The 20,672-nt window shown below is 58.3% G+C and carries 8 protein-coding genes; 5 read left to right on the forward strand and 3 right to left on the reverse strand.

The genetic code is table 11. From position 1 onward, the window contains the following. Nucleotides 1–26 precede the first annotated feature (26 nt). From AC1DWM_RS24000 to AC1DWM_RS24010, 3 genes are all read right to left on the reverse strand, one after another. Nucleotides 27–1,595, reverse strand: coding sequence for an FGGY-family carbohydrate kinase (locus AC1DWM_RS24000; RefSeq protein ID WP_477796320.1), 1,569 nt, complete (start codon nt 1,593–1,595; stop codon nt 27–29). Between the two features lie 204 nt (nt 1,596–1,799). After that, nucleotides 1,800–3,404 carry a glycerol-3-phosphate dehydrogenase/oxidase gene (locus AC1DWM_RS24005; protein WP_223518353.1) on the reverse strand — a complete coding sequence of 535 codons (1,605 nt, stop codon included), beginning with the start codon at nt 3,402–3,404 and terminating at the stop codon, nt 1,800–1,802. 5 nt (nt 3,405–3,409) lie between these two features. After that, the gene (locus AC1DWM_RS24010; RefSeq protein ID WP_223518357.1) at nt 3,410–5,005 is read right to left on the reverse strand and encodes an FAD-binding oxidoreductase; all 1,596 of its coding nucleotides are present in this window, start codon (nt 5,003–5,005) and stop codon (nt 3,410–3,412) included. Nucleotides 5,006–5,214: 209 nt separating this feature from the next. Between AC1DWM_RS24010 and gliR the strand changes: the two genes are divergently transcribed. The 5 genes from gliR to AC1DWM_RS24035 all read left to right on the forward strand — a co-directional run bounded on the left by gliR (nt 5,215) and on the right by AC1DWM_RS24035 (nt 20,478). Then, entirely contained in the window at nt 5,215–6,243 is a 1,029-nt protein-coding gene (gliR, locus tag AC1DWM_RS24015; RefSeq protein ID WP_223518360.1) for an AraC family transcriptional regulator GliR, read from the forward strand. A 153-nt stretch (nt 6,244–6,396) separates the two neighbouring features. Further along, nucleotides 6,397–9,354, forward strand: a complete 2,958-nt coding sequence (locus AC1DWM_RS24020; RefSeq protein ID WP_477796304.1) for a Tc toxin subunit A — start codon at nt 6,397–6,399, stop codon at nt 9,352–9,354. 26 nt (nt 9,355–9,380) lie between these two features. After that, nucleotides 9,381–13,205 carry a Tc toxin subunit A-related protein gene (locus AC1DWM_RS24025; RefSeq protein ID WP_477796305.1) on the forward strand — a complete coding sequence of 1,275 codons (3,825 nt, stop codon included), beginning with the start codon at nt 9,381–9,383 and terminating at the stop codon, nt 13,203–13,205. Beyond that, entirely contained in the window at nt 13,202–17,734 is a 4,533-nt protein-coding gene (locus AC1DWM_RS24030; protein WP_477796306.1) for a SpvB/TcaC N-terminal domain-containing protein, read from the forward strand. Before AC1DWM_RS24025 ends, AC1DWM_RS24030 begins: the two co-directional genes overlap by 4 nt. Continuing rightward, the gene (locus tag AC1DWM_RS24035) at nt 17,731–20,478 is read left to right on the forward strand and encodes an RHS repeat-associated core domain-containing protein (RefSeq protein WP_477796307.1); all 2,748 of its coding nucleotides are present in this window, start codon (nt 17,731–17,733) and stop codon (nt 20,476–20,478) included. Before AC1DWM_RS24030 ends, AC1DWM_RS24035 begins: the two co-directional genes overlap by 4 nt. Nucleotides 20,479–20,672 lie beyond the last annotated feature (194 nt).

Raw genomic sequence — 20,672 nt, forward strand, 5'->3', positions numbered from 1 at the left:
CCCTACAAGGGATTTCCGGTGTTTTTTCAGGCGGGGTAATCGGTGATTTTGCGGATGCTTTGGTACAAAGGCTTGAGCTGCCGATACATGCGCAAGTAGACCTCTTTGTACAGTCGCTCATAGATCTGCTGCGCCTCGGGTTGCGGCATGAAGACCGCACCAACCCGGGTCATGGCCGCCATCGCCGTGGGAAAGTCCGCGTGCAGACCGAGCCCCACCGCGCAGCAAATGGCCGCGCCCAGACCGGACGCTTCGTAGACATGCGGACGCTCGGCCGGCAGGCCGAAAATGTTCGCCGTGAGTTGCATCGCGGCATCACTCTGGGAGCCACCACCGGCGACGCGCAAACGCTTGATGGAGACCTTCGAACGCTTCTCGATGTTCTCCATGCCCTGCCTCAAGGCATACGCCAGACCTTCGAGGATCGCCCGGTAAATGTGCGCGCGGGTATGCACGTCGCCGAAGCCGATCATCGCGCCCTTGGCTTCCACACCCGGCTCGCGGATGCCCGGCGACCAGTAGGGTTGCAACATCAGCCCCATGGACCCCGGCGGCACGGCGTCGACCAGTGCATCGAAGAGTTGCTCAGGCTCCACGCCCAACGCTTTGGCCTGCTGCATTTCCCGCAGTCCGAACTCGTTTTTGAACCAACTGACCATCCAGTAACCGCGATAAATCATCACCTCGCAGTTGTATTGGTCCGGCACTGCAGACGGGTAAGGCGGGATCAAAGGGACGATTTCCAGGTAGCGCGACCGGGTGCAGGTGATCGTCGCTGTGGTGCCGTAGGACAGGCACACCGTGTCAGCATCGACGACACCGGAACCCACGACTTCGCAGGCTTTGTCGGCACCCGCGGCGATCAGCGGCAGCCCCTCGGGAATGCCGGTGTGGCGGCTGGCCTCGGCGCTGATGTAACCCAAGGTTTCACCGGGCTTGTGCAGGCTCGGCAGCTGCTCGGGACGCACCGCCAGCGCCTGCCATTTCCAGTCGCTGGGCGCGGCCCATTTCAGACGTTTGAAATCGAACGGCAGGTAGCCGACGCAACAGCCCACGGAATCGACAAATTGCCCGCACAGGCGATGAGTGAGAAACCCCGAGAGCAGCAAAAACTTGTCGGTCGCCGCCCAGACTTCAGGTTGGTGGCGGGCGATCCAGTTGGCCTCGGCCTGGGCGCGGAAATAATCCACGGTGGCTTGCGCGCCGACCAGTTTGAACAGCCAGCCCCACGGCCCCTTGATCCCGCCTTCGACTTCGCTCTGGCGTTGATCGAGCCACAGGATCGCCGGACGTAGCGCCTTGCCTTGGGCATCGACATTGATCAATGTGCCGCGCTGAGTGGTCAGGGATACCCCGGCAATCTGCGAACGATCGATACCGGTTTGCTGCCACACCTGCTGGCAGGCCTCGCCCAATTTCGCCCAGTAATACTCCGGGTCCTGCTCGGCCCAGCCGGGTTGAGTCGAGTAATAGGCCTGCAACTCGACCTTGCCTTTGCCCAGCAGATTGCCCTGCAAGTCGAAGAGCAGCGCGCGCACGCTCTGGGTTCCATTGTCGATGGCCAGCAGGTAACGCTTGTTCGGGTGGTTATCCATGGAGCTCTCTTCAATGGGCATGGGTCGCGCACATTCCTGAATTTTTATAATCCGTGTAGCAGCTGTCGAGCGCAGCGAGGCTGCGTCCGAGAACATCGTTCTCGCCCTCCCTGCTCCGAGGTTTATCTGAAACACCGGGCTGGGGGTTTTGCGACTGCTTCGCAGCCGAACGCAGCCTCGCTTCGCTCGACAGCTGCTACAGGGCTATGGGTGCTCAACGCGGCTGTAGGGCAAACCGTGATGGCGTTGCCACAACTCCAGGTAGCGCTGCTGCTCCTGCTGCCAACGCTCATCGTCCCAGCCCAGCCGTGGCTGGCAGAGTCGGCGTATGGCCGGCCAATAATCCTCGGCGCCACGCGGCAGCAACAGACCCAGACGGGTTCGGCGCAGCAGCAGGTCATCCAGGTGCAGGACCATTTCCGCCTCACAGGCAAAAGCCAGTTCCGCCCACAAGGTGTCAGTGGCGCCAACGCTGTCATGGCCCAGTTCCGCGATCAGTTTCGCCAGCCTCGGCAGGTCACGACCATGCCGCCCGGCCAGGCGCCGCCACTGGCTGCCACAAAGTCCGGGGATCGTCAGCTGCGGCACGACGGCAAACACCGGCGCGGCGTCATCATTGAAGGGGCGGTCGAGCATGGTCGCGCAGGCCTTGAGCACTTCGATCGCCTGCGGGCGAAAGGTGGTCAGCTTGCCGCCGGCCAGGGTCACGCAACCCGGTTCCTGCCACAGCACATGCTCACGGGTTTCATTCGACGGCTTGCCTTGATGTTCACTCGCAGCGCTGCCCACCACCGGGCGCACACCGGACCAGGTCGACAGCACATCGGCCGCGACCACCTCAGCCTGGGGGAACTGCTGGGTGCAGGCCGCCAACAGATAGTCGAGTTCCTCGCTGCTGATGCTCGCGCTCTGGTCCAGATCTTCGTGATGATCGAGGTCCGTGGTGCCGACCACCGTGGCCCCCTCCCACGGAAAAACGAACACCGGTCGACGGTCGCGCTCGTGCAGGAAGGTGAAGGCTTGCGCCACTGGCAGGCGCCAACCCGGCAGCAACAAATGACTGCCACGCAACGGGCGCAACTGGCGAGGGGCATCGGGCACGCGCAAGCGCCCAGCCCAGGCGCCGGTGGCCACGGCCAACACGCGACAACGCAATTGCATTGACGCGCCACCTTCGCTGTCCTCGACCTGGACCCCGCAAACCCGTCCCTCTTCACGCAGCAATTGCTGCACGCGCGCGCTGTTGAGCACCACGGCGCCGTCGGCCCGGGCCTCGCCCAATACGCGCATCACCAGTCGGGCGTCATCGGTCAGTGCATCGACAAAACAGGTGCCACCCAGCAGGTCATGTTCCTTCACCCCCGGCGCCAGATAACGCAGTTGTTGCGCGTCATGGAAGCGATGGCTACGCCGCCCGGCCAACGCGTCATAGATGGACAACAAACCACCCAGCACCCGCGGTCCGGGAAAGCCGCCACGGTAATGCGGCATCATGAAACTCATCGGCTCCACCAGTCCCGGTGCTTCATCGAGCAGGCGCTGGCGTTCGCGGACCGAATCGCGGGTCAGGCGCCACTGGCCCTTGGCGATGTACCGCAAGCCGCCATGGACCATTTTCGAGGATCGGCTGGAGGTGCCCCAGGCGAAATCACGCTGCTCCAGCAGCAGGCAACGCCAGCCGCGGCGCGCGGCTTCGCGCAGGATACCGGCGCCGCTGATGCCGCCGCCGATGACGATCAGGTCCCAGTTTTCATCCGCCAGCGTCGGCAGCACCTGCTGTCGCCACGCGGCGTTCCAGTCCAGGCTCATGTCCGTCACTCCTGCAACAGCGTGCCAGGGTTCAGTCGCCCGGCCGGATCAAAATGCCGGCTCAATGCCTGCAAGGTGTCCATCGCCAGCGCCCCTTTCTCCCGCCGCAGGTACGGCGCGTGGTCCTTGCCCACGCCATGCTGGTGACTGATGGTGCCGTGGTTGTCGACGATGGTCCGGCTGGCCGCCTGCTTGAGCGCCTGCCAGCGCGCCAGGGTCGCGGGGTAATCCGCCGCAGGGCGAAACACATAGGTGGTGTAGATGCTCGATCCTTCGCCGTAGACATGGGACAGGTGGGTGAAGACATGCACCCGTTCGCCTTCAGCCGCCAAGGCGTCGCGCAGGCTGCTTTCGATGAGAGTGAGCAGGTTATCGACGTTGCTCCAGTCGGTGGCGGTTTCCAGGGTGTCCACCACATAACCGGCGTTCCACAGGTTTTCCCGCAGGTAGGGAAAACGGAAGCGGTTCTGCTCCCACTTCTTGCCGAGCAAGGTGCCGGTAAACACCCCGCCGAAAGACTTGAGGTGCTGCCGGGCCTGGCTCAGGGACAGCGCATTTTGCCGACGATTACCGGTCACGCCGAATGTCAGCAGGCATTTGCCCTCACCGGCGCCGCGCAGGGCAAGGTACTTTTCCAGCCAGGCGATCTGCTGTGGGTGACCGGCCAGGGCCAGCTGGGTTTCGGTTTCCACCGCGTTGGACAAGCGCAGCATCGACAGCGGCACGCGCGCCTGGGCCAACTGGCGGATGGCTTGCAGTGCCTTGGGCCAATCGGGCAGAAACACCCCGTAGAAACGTTCATCAGCGGGCAGTGCGCTGACCCGCACCTTCACCTCGGAAATGATCCCGAAACGGCCCTCGCAACCCAACACCACCTCGCGCAGATCAGGACCTGCTGCCGAGGCCGGGAACGTGGCGATTTCCAAAGGCCCGGCAAAGGTTTCCAGGGTCCCGCCGGCGAACAGTTGCTCGATTCGCCCGTAACGCAACGATTGCTGGCCACTGGAACGGCTGGCGACCCAACCGCCCAGGGTCGACAGCTCCCATGACTGCGGGAAATGCCCCAGGGTGTAACCACGGGCGCGCAGCTGACTTTCCACTTGCGGCCCTGTCGCGCCGGGGCCGAAGGTGGCCAGCAGGCTCTGTTCGTCGAGGTCCAGCAGGCGATTCATGCGCGCCAGCGAAACCGTCACCACCGGCCGCGCGGAACTCGGTGGGTTGATGTGCCCGGCCACCGAGGTGCCGCCGCCATAAGGAATCAGGCACAAGTCCTGCTCATGGGCGAGGGTCAGCAACTGGCGGATCTGTTCGGCGCTCTCGGGAAAGGCCACGGCGTCGGGATAATTCCCCAGCGCACCTTCACGCAACGCCAGCCAGTCCGGCAGGCTCTGCCCCCGGGCATGCAGTAGACGATCATGCGCATCCACGCTGAACAAGGTGTGTTCCTGCAACCGCGAGGCCGGCACGCGGACCAAGGCTGTCTCAAGCGTCGCATCGGGCAGCGTTCGACCGGCACCTAGCCGGTCAGCGAGAAACCCCGCGCCCTGGGCCGGCAGTTCGACCACCGTGGTTGCATCTCCCCAGCCGTTCCAGCGTCGCATGCATGTGTCCTTTTGCGGTTCTGATCAGTGATATTTCAAGCCACATACTAGTCATCCGCCCGAAAGTGTCACGGTCGCATCGGGCCAGTTCGAGTAGCCAATTGAGTCAAACGTCGCGCAGGCATCAGCCATTTACTTTAGCCGTGGTTTCAAATTACCTTTCGGGGCATTCATCCGCGCACGCGGGCCTTGATCAAAGGAATACGATCATGCAATCCCTGGGCTTCACTTCAGTTCCGCCGCTGCTCAAGTACCTGCGACATGCCGAACAACTGGGCGTGGCCATCGAGCCTGCGTTGGCGGCTGCCGGGTTGCAGGCGCAGCAGTTGAGTGACAACAGCCTGCGGTTGCCGGGTGAAGCCCATGAACGGCTGCTCGATTATTTCTGCGAACACTCGGGTGATCCGTTGTTCGGTCTCAACGCCGCGCGTTTTGTGTTACCCAACTCCTGGAGCGTGCTGGGTTACATCACCATGAACTGCGCGACACTGGGCGATGCCATGAGCCGCATCATGCCGTTCGAGAAGCTGGTGGGCGACATGGGCGTCAGCCGCGTCGAGGTGCAGGACAGCCACGTGCACCTGATCTGGACATGCCGCTATCAACGACCGCGTATCCGCCGACACCTGGTGGAAAACGTGCTCGGCTCCTGGCTGCAATACGCGTGCTGGATCGCTGATACGCAGATGTCGCCGGCCGCTGTCTGGCTGGAACATGCACGACCGGCTGACACGACGCTGGCGCAGTACGAGCAGTTCTTCGACTGTCCGGTACTGTTCGACCAGCCTTATTCGGCGCTGATTGTCCCGTTGCCGTATTTGCAGCTGCCCTTGCGCCAGGCCGATGCGCAATTGCTGCGCACCCTGGAAGAACATGCCATGGGGTTGATGGCGACACTGGAGGATGCGTCGCTGGAACAGCGGGTCAAAAGCATCCTGCGCCAGTTGCTCAAGGAAGGTCTGCCCCGCAAGGAGCAAGTGGCCGAGCAGCTCACCGTGTCGGTGCGTACGCTGCAACGCCAGTTGCATCAGGCCGGCACGTCGTACCAGCAGATCCTCGATGACCTGCGCCAGGAACTGGCCGAGCATTACCTGCTCAACAGCGCCTTGCCGATTCAGGACATCGCCCAGTACCTGGGTTTCACCGAACCCCGCTCGTTTCACCGTACGTTCAAAAGCCGGCGCGGGATGCCGCCCGGCGAGTTTCGCCAAACTCACCGGGTGCAGGATGAAAGCTGAAGGCTCAGAGGCTGTTTCAACGTCCTACAGTCTCCCGTCCTTCTTCCCCGTCCCAGCGGTGAAAGATCCAGTCCTCAGTCAATGACGAGGCTGACAGCGCCCCCTCATGCCACGCCGTAATGTCGTCAGCTCCATCAAAGGAGATGCATTGGCATGGACGACAACACCTTACTGACTTCTCTGGTCAGGGCCTATGGCACCGGGCAAACCAACGCTGCCCTGGTGATGTTTTTTAAAGACACACTGAAATTCACCTCGGTGTTCGATATCGCCCGCCTCACCGAAACCGAATTCCAAAAACAATTCGATGACGCCATCAAGACTGACAACACGCTCAAAGACCAAGCGTCCAGCATTGACACCGCAAAGCTCTACGACGACGTTAAATGCCTGGCCACCCAGATCAGCCATCTGTATCTGGAACAACGAACTTCAGTCGAAACGGCACAAGATCATTGGCATCCCTTGGGCATTCGTGCGATCGAGAAAAAAGGCCCCACCTACACCCATCTGTTCAAAGAGAACTGGGACGACGCTTGCAAAAACGATTCGATTGCAGCCATCGACTCGCCGGTTGCTTACCTCAGAGCGCTGTACCGGTTTGCCTTGCAACTGGAAACCAGTGTCTCGTCATTACCGGGTGAAAAAGACAATCGAATCACGTTGGAAAAACGCCGTCCGGATCTCGCCGCACTGTCGATTGATCAGCAAAGCACCTTCACTGCGCAACCGATGCTCGGGATCGTTAATGAGACGCTGGACAAAAATATTCAGAGCGCGCTGAAGCACACCGAAGATGAGGGCAAGTCGACTTATGAAGTGCTCGCACAAAACTATTATCCCTTTGTGCTCCCCTATGAGTTTTACCATCACCAGTGCCTGCTGGGGCTGAATGGGAACAAGCCGACGCTGGGAGAGTTGAGTTACCTCGTGAGTGAATCCCTGCCTCTCACGTCGCATGACATCGCTCAGTACGGCAAGGTGTTGAACACTGGTTCTGATCAAGCGCAGAGGCTGATGTCCGGGCTTGGCCCGAAACAGCAGGCGCTGCTGACAGAACTGCCATGGGCTGAAAGATACGTGGGGAACTATTACTACTCCCACTCGAGCATCGGCCGGATAAGAGACAGTTACTGGAAAAAAATCTATGGCATCGCACCCATTACCGTTCTGAAAAATATAGACACCTTCCTGGAGCGAACCGAACTTAAAGCCGAGCAAATGGAAGCGTTACTGGCGCAAGGTAAATACGCGCCATGCCTGTCTCTTCATTACCTGTTGCCGGCACCTCACTCCCATCCTTTTGGAGCCCGATACGTAAACGGACCTCTCTCGGTCGATGACAGCATGGCGCTGGACAACGAGAAAAAAACCGGGGAAATCGAAAACGCGACCGAAGACCGACTCGAACGCTTGCATCGGATGATCCGTCTCCAACGCTGGCTCGCAATCCCGTTTAATCAGCTGGACACCCTGATATGCAGCGCATTTGAATCACAGCTGTCGCTCAATACCCAGCGGCAACTGGACAGTTACACCATCAGGGCCTTGGGCGTTTATCGGTATATGAGTCGCCGGTATTCCATCACGGCTGAAGAGTTCGCAGCGCTGTTGCATCACGTTTCACCTTATGCGTCCGGCGATGAGACGTCGCTGTTCGATAAGGTATTCAATCAGACCCGGGTATTCGCTACGGCGCTGAAGCTCGATGGTCGCGCCTTCGTGGCGGATGATTCGGATCCGGCCTCCCACACTATTCTCCAACACCTGAGCATCAGCCTCGGCCTGCCTTTGACCGAGGACTCGCTGATGCAGGTCGTCAAGAACACACTGAAATACCAGGGATCGCTCAAGTGCGATTTGCCCACGCTGTCATCCATTTATCGACAGGCCCGGGTAGCGAGAATGTTCGGCCTTTCGATCGCCGAAAGTTCAACACTGGCGAACTTGCTCGGGGGGGAACATGTTGCCAGGTGCCTGACAACCGGCGACACGGGCAAACAAGCCCCCCAGGAAGACTCGGCGCAGAACATTCTCGACGTCCTGATGCAAATGGACTGGATCACCCGCTGGACCAAGCAATCCGCCTACAACATCCCCTTTCTGAATCGTGTTCTTGAACTGCAAGGCAACGACAATTATCCGCAAGGAGATTTGCAGCAACGCCTCCTGAAACTGAGTGCCGAAACGCGTCATAGCGCGGTAACCGCACAAGAACTGGCATCGTTGGCACTGCCAGGCAACGTTGACTGGCGTGCGAAGCTGGCTGACTCCCTGCTCGATGACAAAGGTTTAGTGAAAAACTTCGCCCCATCGATCCGGGACAATGTGGTGCAAAAGTTGACCTTGGCGCTGAACAACGTCATCGAAGACAAAACAATCAAACTGGACGACGATCCCGAAAAAGACCTGACGCTTAAAAATGACGCCAGGCAAAAACTGAAAAACCTGCTCTTGTTAGCTCATGACCGGCAGTTGCACCTCATCGAAGCGTTTCTACAGGAAACATTCCTGCTGCCCATGAACTGTGCGAAGGATGTTGTGATATGGGCCAACACCTCGGTCCATCAGATTCTCGCCCAAGTTCTGAATTCAAAAGACTCACATGCCTTGGTGCAGACACTGCATCCGCTACTGCGCCACACAGAAACTGCCGTCCGGTTGCAGTTGAGCAACAAGGCCCTGCGTGCGCTCCTGAGCACTGCCCGTTGGCTGGACACAGCGGATGGACAGTTGAGGCTGTCATTCAAAAGTCTGTATCTGTTCGATCGCTTCAACCATTGCCTGAAAACATACCAGCAGACGGAAGAAAACCTGCTGAGCTATCTGGAGTTCGCGAACTTCTTCGGTAGCGAGAGTCATGCCATCAACGGCCGTCTGGCCCAATTGTTGAACTGGGAAACGGCTGAAGTGACCGTGCTCGCCTCAAAACTGATGTTCAAGTACGCCATATCGATGAAGGACATCGATTGGATTATGCGCTGCCACCAAACCTGCAAGGCCACCGGGCTCAGTGCAACCGCCCTGCTCAGCGCCGCGCCCCTCGACAACGACAGTTCGCTCGACCACTGGAAAACGGTCGGTGAGGCCGTCATGGCGGCCAGTCACTAATCCCACTCCATGCTCAAGGAATGAACATGTCTATTGCTATTGAAAAACAACTCAACGAAAGCCTTCGTGATGCGCAGCTCGGGCTCTATCTGTCAGTGATTGCTCCGCAAGACAAGACCCTCAAAGCCCTGAAACTGGCAGAGCACCTTAAAACGCCCGATGACCTTTATCATTATTGGCTGCTTGATGTACTGGTCAGCCAGGACGTGCCGACCAGCCCGGTAGCCTGCACCATTGCCAGCCTCCAGCAATACATCAACAGTATTCTGGCCAATATGGAGCCGGGATATCACTCCGCCCGGATTCCCTCGGATCAAGTCGAAGCCTGGCGCACCGTCATGCATCACTACCAGGACTGGGCCGCCAATCAGCGTCTTCACTACTTCCCCGCAGCCTACCTCGATCCAACGCTTCGCAAGAGCAGGACCGCAAGTTTTGAGCAGCTGGAAAACGACCTCAACCGCAATCAGCTCACGGCTGAGTCCGTGCAAACAGCGGTACTGGCCTATCTGACCAGATTAGAGGAAGTGGCCAACCTGGAGATCGTCAACGGTTACATCGACGGTAACGATTTCGCCAACAGCACCTATTACTTTGTTGCCAAATCCCGCGCGGCAAACACGTGGTACTGGCGCTCACTGGACATGGCGTGTCGCCCCTTCATGCCCGGCTCCCGGACTGACAAATTTGATGCCCCGGAACCACAGGCATGGTCCGACTGGCATCGCATCAATCTGCCGGTTTCCGAAAGTGCCATCGAACACACCATTCGCCCGGTCATGTTCAACAAGCGCTTGTATGTAGTCTGGGCTGAGTGTGTCTATCAGGATCAGGCGAGCAGAGAGGATCACAAGGACAAACCCTATCCATTGTTTCGTCTGAACATGTGTTACAGAAAATACGATGGCAGTTGGAGCCCGCCAAAGACATGCGCACAAGGTTACTGCCCGGTCGAAACAATTGATGGCATGGACCTGACGAAACTGAAGGAAAACACTAAAACCATTGCGACCAACGTTCAATCGCCCTCGTCACTCTGCATTGTCTTGCACGTCGGCCGCTTTGACCGCTCAGACTTCAATCTCTCCTACATTGATTTTTGCCTGTCGGTCGTAATCGACAAGGACGCCGTGCTCACTTCAGTCACTCGTCTCAAAGAGTTGAATGCCACGCAAGACAAAACGCTTATTGCACTGCTCGAATGCTGGCCATTTTCCAAGCCGAAACTGCTCCAGTTCAGTTATCCCTCAGCCTCGTCCGTAGCGCCCAGCATCGATTCCCATCTGGACAACACCCTCGGCAATGCAGATTTCATCGACTTCAAAGAATCCGGAATCAAACATACCGATGGCCAGGATAAGCAACTCCGTCCCCCCATCCGAATGAACATCACCTTCGCCAGGCACCTGATCGAGCGCGCTGAAGACAGCATGGATACCTTGCTGAGCTGGTCCTCCCAGCACCTGGAGGAACCACCTCTCGGGCGCGACAAGCCACCTCAGACAATGGACTTCTACGGCGCCTACGGTCGCTACTTCGTCGAACTGTTTCTATACCTTCCCTGGTTGGTCGCTCACCGCTTTAACCAGGAGCGTCAATTCAGCGAAGCCGAACGTTGGCTGCTTTATCTATTCAACCCCGCCCGAAAGGCAGTCAGTGGCGGCAACCCGGATTACTGGAACGCGGTGCCACTGATCTCTGGCCCTCCGAAGCCGGGGCAGCCCAGTTATGCCCTCCAGGGGCCACACGATCCACACCAGATTGCACTGAGTCATCCCGTGCACTTTCGCAAAGCCTTGTACGTGCTCTACATCGACATTCTGGTCAATCGCGGCGATGCCGCTTACCGCGAATTGAGCCCCGACAGCCTGACCGACGCGAAGCTCTGGTATCTGCGCGCCCAGGGCTTGTTGGGGCCAAGGCCGGACAGCAGGCAAACCGATTTGTGGACAGCCCTGACGTTAAAAACATTCAGTGAGGAGCATGATAAAAAACTGCGTGAGTGCGAGGAAAAGCTGGTCAGTGACGGTAAACATCAACGGATAGCAGATGCCCCGGGGCTGGCGCCAGAGGTGTGTGTCCGCCCGTATGTCCATTCGCACTTCACGAGCCTGATCGACACGCCGCATTCACGTTTACCCTTCAATCCCGTGCTGTTGCCGCGTTGGGACAAACTCGAAAGTCGTCTGCACAACCTCAGGCATAACCTCGACATCGTCGGCCGCCCCTTGCGACTTGCACTCTTCGCCACCCCGGAAGCGATAGACAACCGGCTCGGGACCAATCCACAACGGGCTGCGGAGCCCGGCCTGGCCCAACGCCTGGGCACAGAGATTCCGCCTTACCGTTTCAATGCTCTGCATGCCCACGCCATGATTGCGGTAGACACGGTGATCCAGTTCGGCGCGACGCTGATGTCGTTCATCGAGCGCAGCGAACAGGCCAGTTATCAGGAGCTTTCGCAGCAACATGTCTGGGACATCGCCAGCATTGCGGTAGACCTGCAGACCCAGGCCCTGAACATCGACCAGAAAAACCGGGAAGCGTTACTGGCCAGCAAAACCATCGTCGAATGCCGCCGCGATTATTACAGTCAGCGAGTTAGCGAAGTCGTCAACCTTGAGGAAGTGACCGCTGCCGCTTTTCATCTGGAAGGACGTATCGCTGAAGCAAGCGCCCATGCGGCTCATGCCATGGGCCAGGGGTTGAAGGTCGTCCCCAATATCTTTGGCACCTCAGACGGTGGCGCCCGCCTGGAGGGCGGCCCTTTCGCGTCGATGGCAATGGCTCAAGGGCTGACAACCGCGGCCTATGGCGCCGGCGAAGCCCTGGAACGTGCCGCACAGTATCGACGCAGGCATCAGGACTGGACGCTCGCCCGTGACCAGGCAACGCTCGAAATTGCCCAGATTGACGCACAGTTGGCGCTGGAGGCCGAACGAGAGACGGCCTCAAGACTGCTGCTGAAACAGACTCAAACCGCTTTGGATCAAGCCAGGACCCGCTACAACTTTCTGAGCCAGCGCTTTACCAACTCGCAGCTTTACCAATGGTTCACCCATCAACTCTCCAGCTTCTACTACCAGGTGTATGACTCGACCTTTTCGCTGTGCCAATTCACCGAACGGAGTTGGCGATACGAGATGGCCGACAACACCACTCAACCGTTCTTCCAGAACCAGACCTGGAACAGCACTTACCGGGGTCTAGGCCCCGGCGAGCGCATGAAGTTAGGTTTGGTGAAGATGAACAATGCCCATTTGCTGGGCAACGAGCGCGAACTGGAAATCCGCAAAACCGTGTCGCTTCGCCTGCTTCATGCAAAGGAAAGCACCATGGACCTGTCGGCCCCCTCCATCAACAAACCCTGGGACGATGCGACCGCGGCTGACAAATCCGTCACCAAAGGAATCAGGTCCACCCTTGTAGAGACTGGACGGTGCGAATTCGAGTTGACGTCTGCGCTTTTTGAAAACGATTACCCAGGACATTGTTTGCGCAGGATCAAAAGCATCAGTATTTCCCTGCCGGCAGTCCTCGGGCCTTATGAAGATGTCCGCGCCACGCTGTCCCAGACCAGCAGCGAAGTCGTCATGCCCGGTAGCAGGACGGTTATGAACAGCCTGCGCGCCAATCAACAAATTGCCCTGTCGACGGGTATCGACGACAACGGATTGTTCACCCTGAATTTTCAGGACGAACGCTACCTGCCGTTTGAGTACACCGGCGCGATTTCGAAATGGCAGCTGTCATTCCCCAATCATGCGGCACAGAAAGCCATGCTCGAATCACTCACCGATATCATCGTGCACCTGCAGTACACCGCCAGAGTCAGCGGGGGTGCGCAATGAGTGAACAAACCGTCATTTCTGCGCATTCACCTGCCCTGCCCAAGGGAGGGGGGGCGCTTCAGGGCATCGGCGGCAGCCTGAGTGCCATCGGCTCCAGCGGAACTGCTTCCTGCCAGATTCCGCTGCCCATATCGCCCGGTCGCGGATATGCCCCGAGCCTTGCCTTGAACTACAACAGCAGTCAAGGCAACGGCGTGTTCGGCCTGGGTTGGAAATTGTCCCTGGCGACCGTCTCACGACGGACGCACCTGGGGGTTCCCGCCTACACCGACGATGATTTATTCCTCGGCCCTGACGGTGAGGTGTTGATGCCTGAGCGGAACCGGGAAACCGGCGCAATCGTCTCCACCCAAAAGCAGTGCAGTGACGGTACGCAGCAGGTCGAACACTCGGTCGTGCGCTATCGCCCGCGCATCGAAGCCGCGTTCGACTTGATCGAGCATTGGTCCAGCGCAAAGGACAAACCGGGGTTCTGGCTGATACATAACGCCGACGGCAGCCAGCATCTGTTTGGGAAAACAACGCTCGCACGTCGTGCGGATCCCGACGAACAATCCCGCGTAGCCGAGTGGTTGCTTGAAGAGAGCATAAATGCTCATGGCGAGCATATCGGTTATGAATACAACGCGGAACCGGCCTCCCAAGTGGGCCCTGCCGACTGCCGGGCCCAGCGTTACCTCGGCCGCGTACGCTACGGGAATTTCAAAGCCGACTCACAGTTGTACTCGTGTAAAACCGACGGATTCAAGGACGTTCGTTGGCATTTCGAGTTGCATTTCGACTACGGTGAACGCAGCCCCGCACTGGATAAAAAACCCGCGTATCTGGCAACGAAATCGTCGCCCGTACGCAGCGACCCGTTTTCGGATTTTTCCTATGGGTTCGAGTTGCGAACCCAACGCCTGTGCCAGCAGATTCTCATGTTTCATTACTTTCCCGATGAGTCATCGATGGGAGCGGTGCCGGTGCTGGTTCGCCGCACGATCATCGAGTACCAGACCAGCCCCTTGTCCTACAGCTGCCTGAGCGCAGCGATGACCCAGGCCTACGGCGAAAGCACCGACAGTTACCTCCCGCCCCTCGAATTCACCTACTCCAGCTTCGCCCTTGAGCCCGAAGTTCATCGCTACAAACCTTTCGAGGCGTTGTCGAGGCTCAACCATCAACAGCACTTTCAGTTCGTCGATCTGCTCGGGGAAGGCCTGCCCGGTGTGCTGCACCGTACCGACAAAAGCTGGCGCTATAGCCAACCAATGCGTGATGACGCAGGAGGGGATCAGGTCACCTACCAGGCGTTGAGCGATCTGCCACATATCCCGCTGACCGACAGCCGAAAATCGACTCGCCAGTTTCTCGGTAGTCTCAGCGCCAGCGGTCGCCCCGACTGGATTGTCGCGCAACCCGGCTTCAGTGGATTCTTCACTCTGAAAGCAGACGGCAAATGGTCCGGGTTCACCCCGCTTGACGCCGTTCCGACCGAGTTCTTCCATCCTCAAGGACAACTGGCAAACCTGATGGGCGCCGGGCTCAGCGATCTGATCATGCTCGGCCCCCGCAGTGTTCGCCTGCACGCCAACCTCGACGGCAAACGTTTTTCGCCCGCAACCGAGGTGGTACGCCGGGCGAATGAGGACGATCTGCCACTGCCCGGCAACTCACGCAGCGAGTTGGTGGCCTTCAGCGATGTGCTGGGCAGTGGGCAACAACATCTGGTTCGAATCCGCCATGACGAAGTGAAATGCTGGCCCAACCTGGGTCGGGGGCGCTTCGGAAAAGGTCGGGTATTTGCCACTCTGGATTTTTCCTATGAGGAATTTGAAGCCTCTCGTGTGTTGCTGGCCGATCTGGATGGTTCGGGAAGCGCGGATCTTGTTTATCTCCTGCCTGAGTGCGCGCGCATTTTCATGAACCGTAGCGGCAACGGCCTGAGCTCGGCGATCGATTTGCCATGGCCCGAAGGGTTTCGCCATGACCGCTTCTGCCAGGTCCACGTTACCGACCTGCAGGGGCTTGGCTGCTCCAGCCTGGTGTTCAGCACCTCCGGGAAAACGCCGAGACATTGGCGCTGTGACTTCGTCAACACCAAACCCTATTTGCTACAGACAACCAATAACAACATGGGCGCTGCCGCAAGCCTGCTCTACCGCAGCTCCGCACAAGAGTGGCTGGACGAAAAAAAACATTTGCTCAAGACCAAAAAAACGGTGGCTTCGCACCTGCCGTTCCCCCTGTTTCTGGTCAAGCAACAGACTCAGGACGATGAAATCACCGGCAATCGATTGACCCGTCATTTCAAGTATCGACGCGGCTTCTACGACAGCACGGAACGTGAGTTCCGAGGTTTCGGCCTGCTCGTCCAATCCGACAGCCCCACTGGCCGCGGTGACACAGAAAACAGGCGTCTGAGCGTACCGACAGTCACAAAGACCTGGTTCCACATCGGCAACGCGGTCGATCTGATCATCCATGACCGAGACTTCAGCGACGCAAAAGCGGTTCTTCTTAAAGAGACCCTGCAGAACCTCGGGACAAGCTGGACCCCGCAAAGCGACGGACACGCCCCGGCCAAGACGTATTCCAAAGCCCGCGAACGCGAAATTGCCCGGGCGCTGAACGGACGCATCTTGAGGGTAGAGGTGTACGGCCAGGAACAGGACGGCAAATCAAAACGCCCGTATTCGGTGCAACAGCATCGCTACAAAGTCAACGAGCTCAGGGGCATGGGCAAGCACAGCCCTCATTCGATCCTGCACTTGGTGCTACTGGAGTCGATCAACTACCAGTACGAGCGTATCCCGCAAGATCCACGTTGCACCCATTCGATCAATTTGAAATGGGACACTTATGGCTTCGTGACTCACTCTCTGGACATCAGTTATGCCCGACGCACAACGGCTGCCGACGCCCCGCCGTTCACCGACAAATGGGAAAAAAAATGGTGGGGCGATGCCCATGACGAATCCCAGCAGCACTACTACCTGAGCGAACACAAAGCTCAATTCATCCATATAGGGACAGCGCAAACCAGGCGACTGGGGCTGCCTTATCTGCAACGCGTCAATGCACTGAAATTGCCCAAGGCGCCCTCTGCAGGCGGTCTGACTCCCTCTGGCATCAACCACGAAGCTCTGCTTGTGCTGAGTGCGTCAGACGGTTGGAAAACCGGACAAGTCTTGACGAGCCTGTCTGTGCAGCGCTACAGAAAACCTGACGGCAGCGGCACCTTCGCGGACGGACAGGCCAGTGTTGAAGCATTGGTCGATCACAAGGAAACGGCTGAACTCAATCCGTTGGCATTGAAGGTTTACGACAGACTCAAGCTACAACCGGGCGCGTCGTCCTTTGATTTGACTCAACGACTCAAGGAGAACGGCTACAGACAAATGCCCGTCGCCTTGCCGGCGAACACAGCGTGGGATAAACAGCACGGCCTGTGGTCAGTGCGACGTCATTTCTTCACTTACGAAACAAGGGATGGTTTTTTCAAACCTTCAAGCGTCAAAGAAACCTCGCAACAGGACTCGACAACATTCACCCATGATCCTTATTACTGTCTGACTACCCGCACGCAGCTGGCGGACGGCTGCACTACAACAGCCTCCAAGGTTGACTACCGACTGCTCCAGCCTTGTCGCATTACTGACGCCAACAATATTGTCCAGGAAGCGTCATACGACGCATTTGGACAGGTTCAAGCCATCAGCCATTACAAAAGCGGCATCGATGCGGACATCGGGTTCAAACCAGTCTCCGACTATGTCCGTCGCTATGATGGCCGACCGGATCTGGCCATCGAAAATCCGCAGCAGGCTCTCCAGCAAGTCGCTAGCGCCTGGTTCTACAACGCGTTCAGCTGGATGGGGCGTATCGCGCCAGCCACACCGCAGGAACAGGCGTTGTGCAAAGACGCGGTGGCGTCGGGCGATGTGATGCCCGGCGGACACATTCGCGCCAGTGCTCGCGCTCGCCTGGCCCGCCGCGATATCAAGAAAACGATTTACGAACAAGCGCTCCAGACAAAGATTGAAAGTGTGCCGCGCGCGCCGGTTTACTACGCCGAACTGCACGCAGACCGATTCCCCAACGATGATGAAAACAAACAAATTCGCGTGGTTGTCGCTTGCCGTGACGGCTTTGGCCGGCTGTTGCAAAGCAAACAGCAAGTCGGCCAAGGAACAGCCCTGGCAGTCAATGCGGACGGAACGTTGCAGTGGGTGAACGGCAAACCGCAAGAGCACGAAGTCAGCCTGCGCTGGCGTGTCAGCGCGCGTACCGAATACAACAACAAAGGCCTGGTGACACGTACGTATCGGCCCTTTTTCAGCGACCGTTACCGCTACATCAATGATGAGTCCCTGCACACATCAGGCCTGTACGACCAGTATTTCCATGACCCCATGGGCCGACTCGTTCGCGTTATCAATGCCAAGGGTGACGAGTGTCGCTACACCTTTCACCCCTGGTATTCCATCACCGAAGACGAGAACGACACACAACCCGACACCCCGGCCTCGGGAGGTGTGAAATGAGCGGCAACACTCATCGCCATACCCCGACCCTGAACGTTGTCGACAGCCGTGGTGTGCAGGTCAGCGAAGTCCGCTACCTGTGCAATGAGTCCATCAAGGAACCGGAAGCCCGCACCACGCGTTACCGGTACGACATCGGCAACCAGACCGTCGAGCGTTATTCGCACGCCGATGACATAAAACTGAAGGCGGCGGACTCAACACACATCACCAGCCTGTCGGGTGCCCAGGTTTTTACCGACAGTCTCGACGCCGGGTGGCGTCTTACGCTCTTTGGAGAAGCAGGGCAGGCGCTGGAGACGTGGGACTCACGCAGCAGCCATTGGCAAACGGAATATGACAGTCAGTTACGCCCACGGGTGATCTTCGAAGCATTCGAGCAACAGGCCCGACGGGCCATCGAGCGCTTCACCTACGCAGCCACCTCAAACGACGCTGCAGATACGAACCAGTGTGGCCGATTGATTCGTCATGATGATCCGGCAGGCACGCTGCTGTTCACCGCCTATGACCTGACGGGAAAGCCACTCAGCCAAACGCGACATGTTCTGAAAGACCTGCAGGCCGTGCACTGGCCAGAAGAGCTCGATAAACGCAAGGATCTTGTCGAAAGCGGTGCCGGCCATATCACCACCTGGCGGTACGCGCCGACTGGCGAAATCCTTGAGCAACAAGACGCCAAAGGGCATACGCAACGCTTCTGGTTCGATGTCGCCGGCCAGTTGCAGAAAGTTACCCTGCAACTCAACGGTGCGTCCGAACAGAGGCTGATACTCGATCAGATCAGCTATAACGCGCAGGGTCAGATTCAATCGCAAGTGCTGGGTGGCAAGATCACCAGCGCGGCGATGTTCGCGCCTGAAAACGGCCGTATGAACCAGCGAACCCTCTCGCGCACTGCGACAAACACCTGCGTGCTTCAGAAGCTGCACTACGCCTATGACGCTGTGGGCAATGTGTTAAGTGTCCAGGACCACAGCAAACCCGAACAGCACAACGCCAATCAACGCATCAAGCCGGGCAGCACTTATGTCTATGACAGCCTGTATCAGCTGATTAAGGCGACGGGGCGAGAGGAACAGACTGCCAGCCTCCACGCGGCGCTTCCCGAGTGGGCTTCAAGCCCGGGAGACCGCAGTCGATTGCTCAATTTCACTCAGCACTACAGCTACGATGAGCGCGCCAACCTGATCAGGTTGCAACATCAACGAGACGGCAATAACTACACCCGAGAGATGCGCATCGCACACGGCAGCAATCGCGCACTGGCGTGGAAAACAACAGATCCGCAACCCGACTTTGCAACAGGCTTCGATGCCAATGGCAATCTGCAAGCGCTACAGACCGGGCAACCGTTGATGTGGAACGCACGCAATCAACTGCAAAACGTGACGTTGGTGGAGCGTGCAGAACAAGCAGCGGATACGGAAAGTTACCTCTACGCGGGCAATGGCCAGCGCGTTCTCAAGCGCCAGACGCAAAAAGCCCGAGCACTCAGCCACTGCCGCGACGTCCTCTACTTGCCGGGTCTGGAGATCCGGGAAAGCGCTGCCGAGCAACTCGACGTCATCACGGTTCAGGCAGGAAACTGCAACGTTCGGTGCCTGCACTGGGCGCGGGGAACACCTGCCGCTATCGCCAACGACGCCTTGCGCTTCTGCTTCGACGATCACTTGGGCTCGAACACCCTTGAACTGGATGCCGAGGGAAGTCTGATCAGCGAGGAAGGTTATTACCCCTTTGGCGGCACCTCATGGAGAGCCGCCCGTAACGCCCTGGAGGCGAACTACAGGACCATTCGTTACTCGGGCAAGGAGCGTGATGCCAGCGGTCTGTATTACTACGGCCAGCGATATTACGCTCCGTGGTTGCAGCGCTGGATCAGCCCGGATCCGGCGGGGACGGTAGACGGGTTGAATCTGTATTGCATGGTGGGGAACAACCCGGTGAGATTCGTTGACCATCAGGGCTTGGGTAAAGAGGATATCGTCGAGCAGTTTCGTGGTTGGGGCAGGCAGCGTTCACAAGACATCATGAACGCAGCGAAACGAAAACTATCGACCCCTGGCGATATCAAGTTCAACAAACTTGCCGTGAGCAAACTGACTGCTCATGCCTACGCGATCAACACTGATCGCGAGCTGAAAGTCGGCGAACTGTTCAACCTGGAAGGCCCCCCTTCCGGCCCGACAAACTACCGAGGTGTCGATCAAAGTTATGTGGGGGCGAAAAGCCCGGAACACTATTTGGAATTTGGCAGCTACAGAATCGAAAACGCCGGCATTTTTCTGGAAGACCTGGCCGAACGCTACGCTGCAACGAAAACTGACGCACTGCGACAGATACATATTGCCCCCGAATCACTGCGCGCCCATCCGACGCTCAGCAGAACACGCGAGCAAGCGTACGAACTGCAACAACCGGTCAAATACCTCATCGCCAAACATATCGAGGCCAGCAACGGGATTATCCCCGCATTTGCTGGCGGCCCCGGGGCTCATGCCGAAGTCCGGGCACTGAACTCAATCGTTGCGCTCTATCCGGATTCCGCGGAAAGGTTGCTCAGCGAGACCACCATTTTCACAGACACCTTGCGACGAGGAGATGCACCGCAAGACTTCGTTGCCTGTTGCAACTGCGGCGGCATCATCCCCGACGAAGTCATCCTCCCGACCGGACGTAACCCCAGAAACTACGTTGCGTTCAATGACTTCGTCAGTCAGTTGAACAGCAGGGCTCCTTGAAAATAGCGAGTCCTGCTGCCGCCACTTTCCGAGGCTGCCAGTTGATCCGGAAACCCAGGAAGTCGACGTCGCCAGACTCACCGGAGGTGACTGCACTGGCCTCTTCGCGAGCAGGCTCGCTCCCACAGTGGATCTTCATTGGCCGCCAATTTTGTGAACCACACAAAACCCCTGTGGGAGCGAGCCTGCTCGCG

This window comes from Pseudomonas sp. P4_C8 (assembly GCF_056401975.1).

Bases quoted from the DNA above. Each gene is read 5' to 3' on its own strand.
- gliR (WP_223518360.1), top strand. From the start codon at position 5,215: ATGCAATCCCTGGGCTTCACTTCAGTTCCGCCGCTGCTCAAGTACCTG.
- AC1DWM_RS24025 (WP_477796305.1), top strand. From the start codon at position 9,381: ATGTCTATTGCTATTGAAAAACAACTCAACGAAAGCCTTCGTGATGCG.
- AC1DWM_RS24005 (WP_223518353.1), bottom strand. From the start codon at position 3,404: ATGAGCCTGGACTGGAACGCCGCGTGGCGACAGCAGGTGCTGCCGACG.
- AC1DWM_RS24010 (WP_223518357.1), bottom strand. From the start codon at position 5,005: ATGCGACGCTGGAACGGCTGGGGAGATGCAACCACGGTGGTCGAACTG.
- AC1DWM_RS24030 (WP_477796306.1), top strand. From the start codon at position 13,202: ATGAGTGAACAAACCGTCATTTCTGCGCATTCACCTGCCCTGCCCAAG.
- AC1DWM_RS24020 (WP_477796304.1), top strand. From the start codon at position 6,397: ATGGACGACAACACCTTACTGACTTCTCTGGTCAGGGCCTATGGCACC.
- AC1DWM_RS24035 (WP_477796307.1), top strand. From the start codon at position 17,731: ATGAGCGGCAACACTCATCGCCATACCCCGACCCTGAACGTTGTCGAC.
- AC1DWM_RS24000 (WP_477796320.1), bottom strand. From the start codon at position 1,595: ATGGATAACCACCCGAACAAGCGTTACCTGCTGGCCATCGACAATGGA.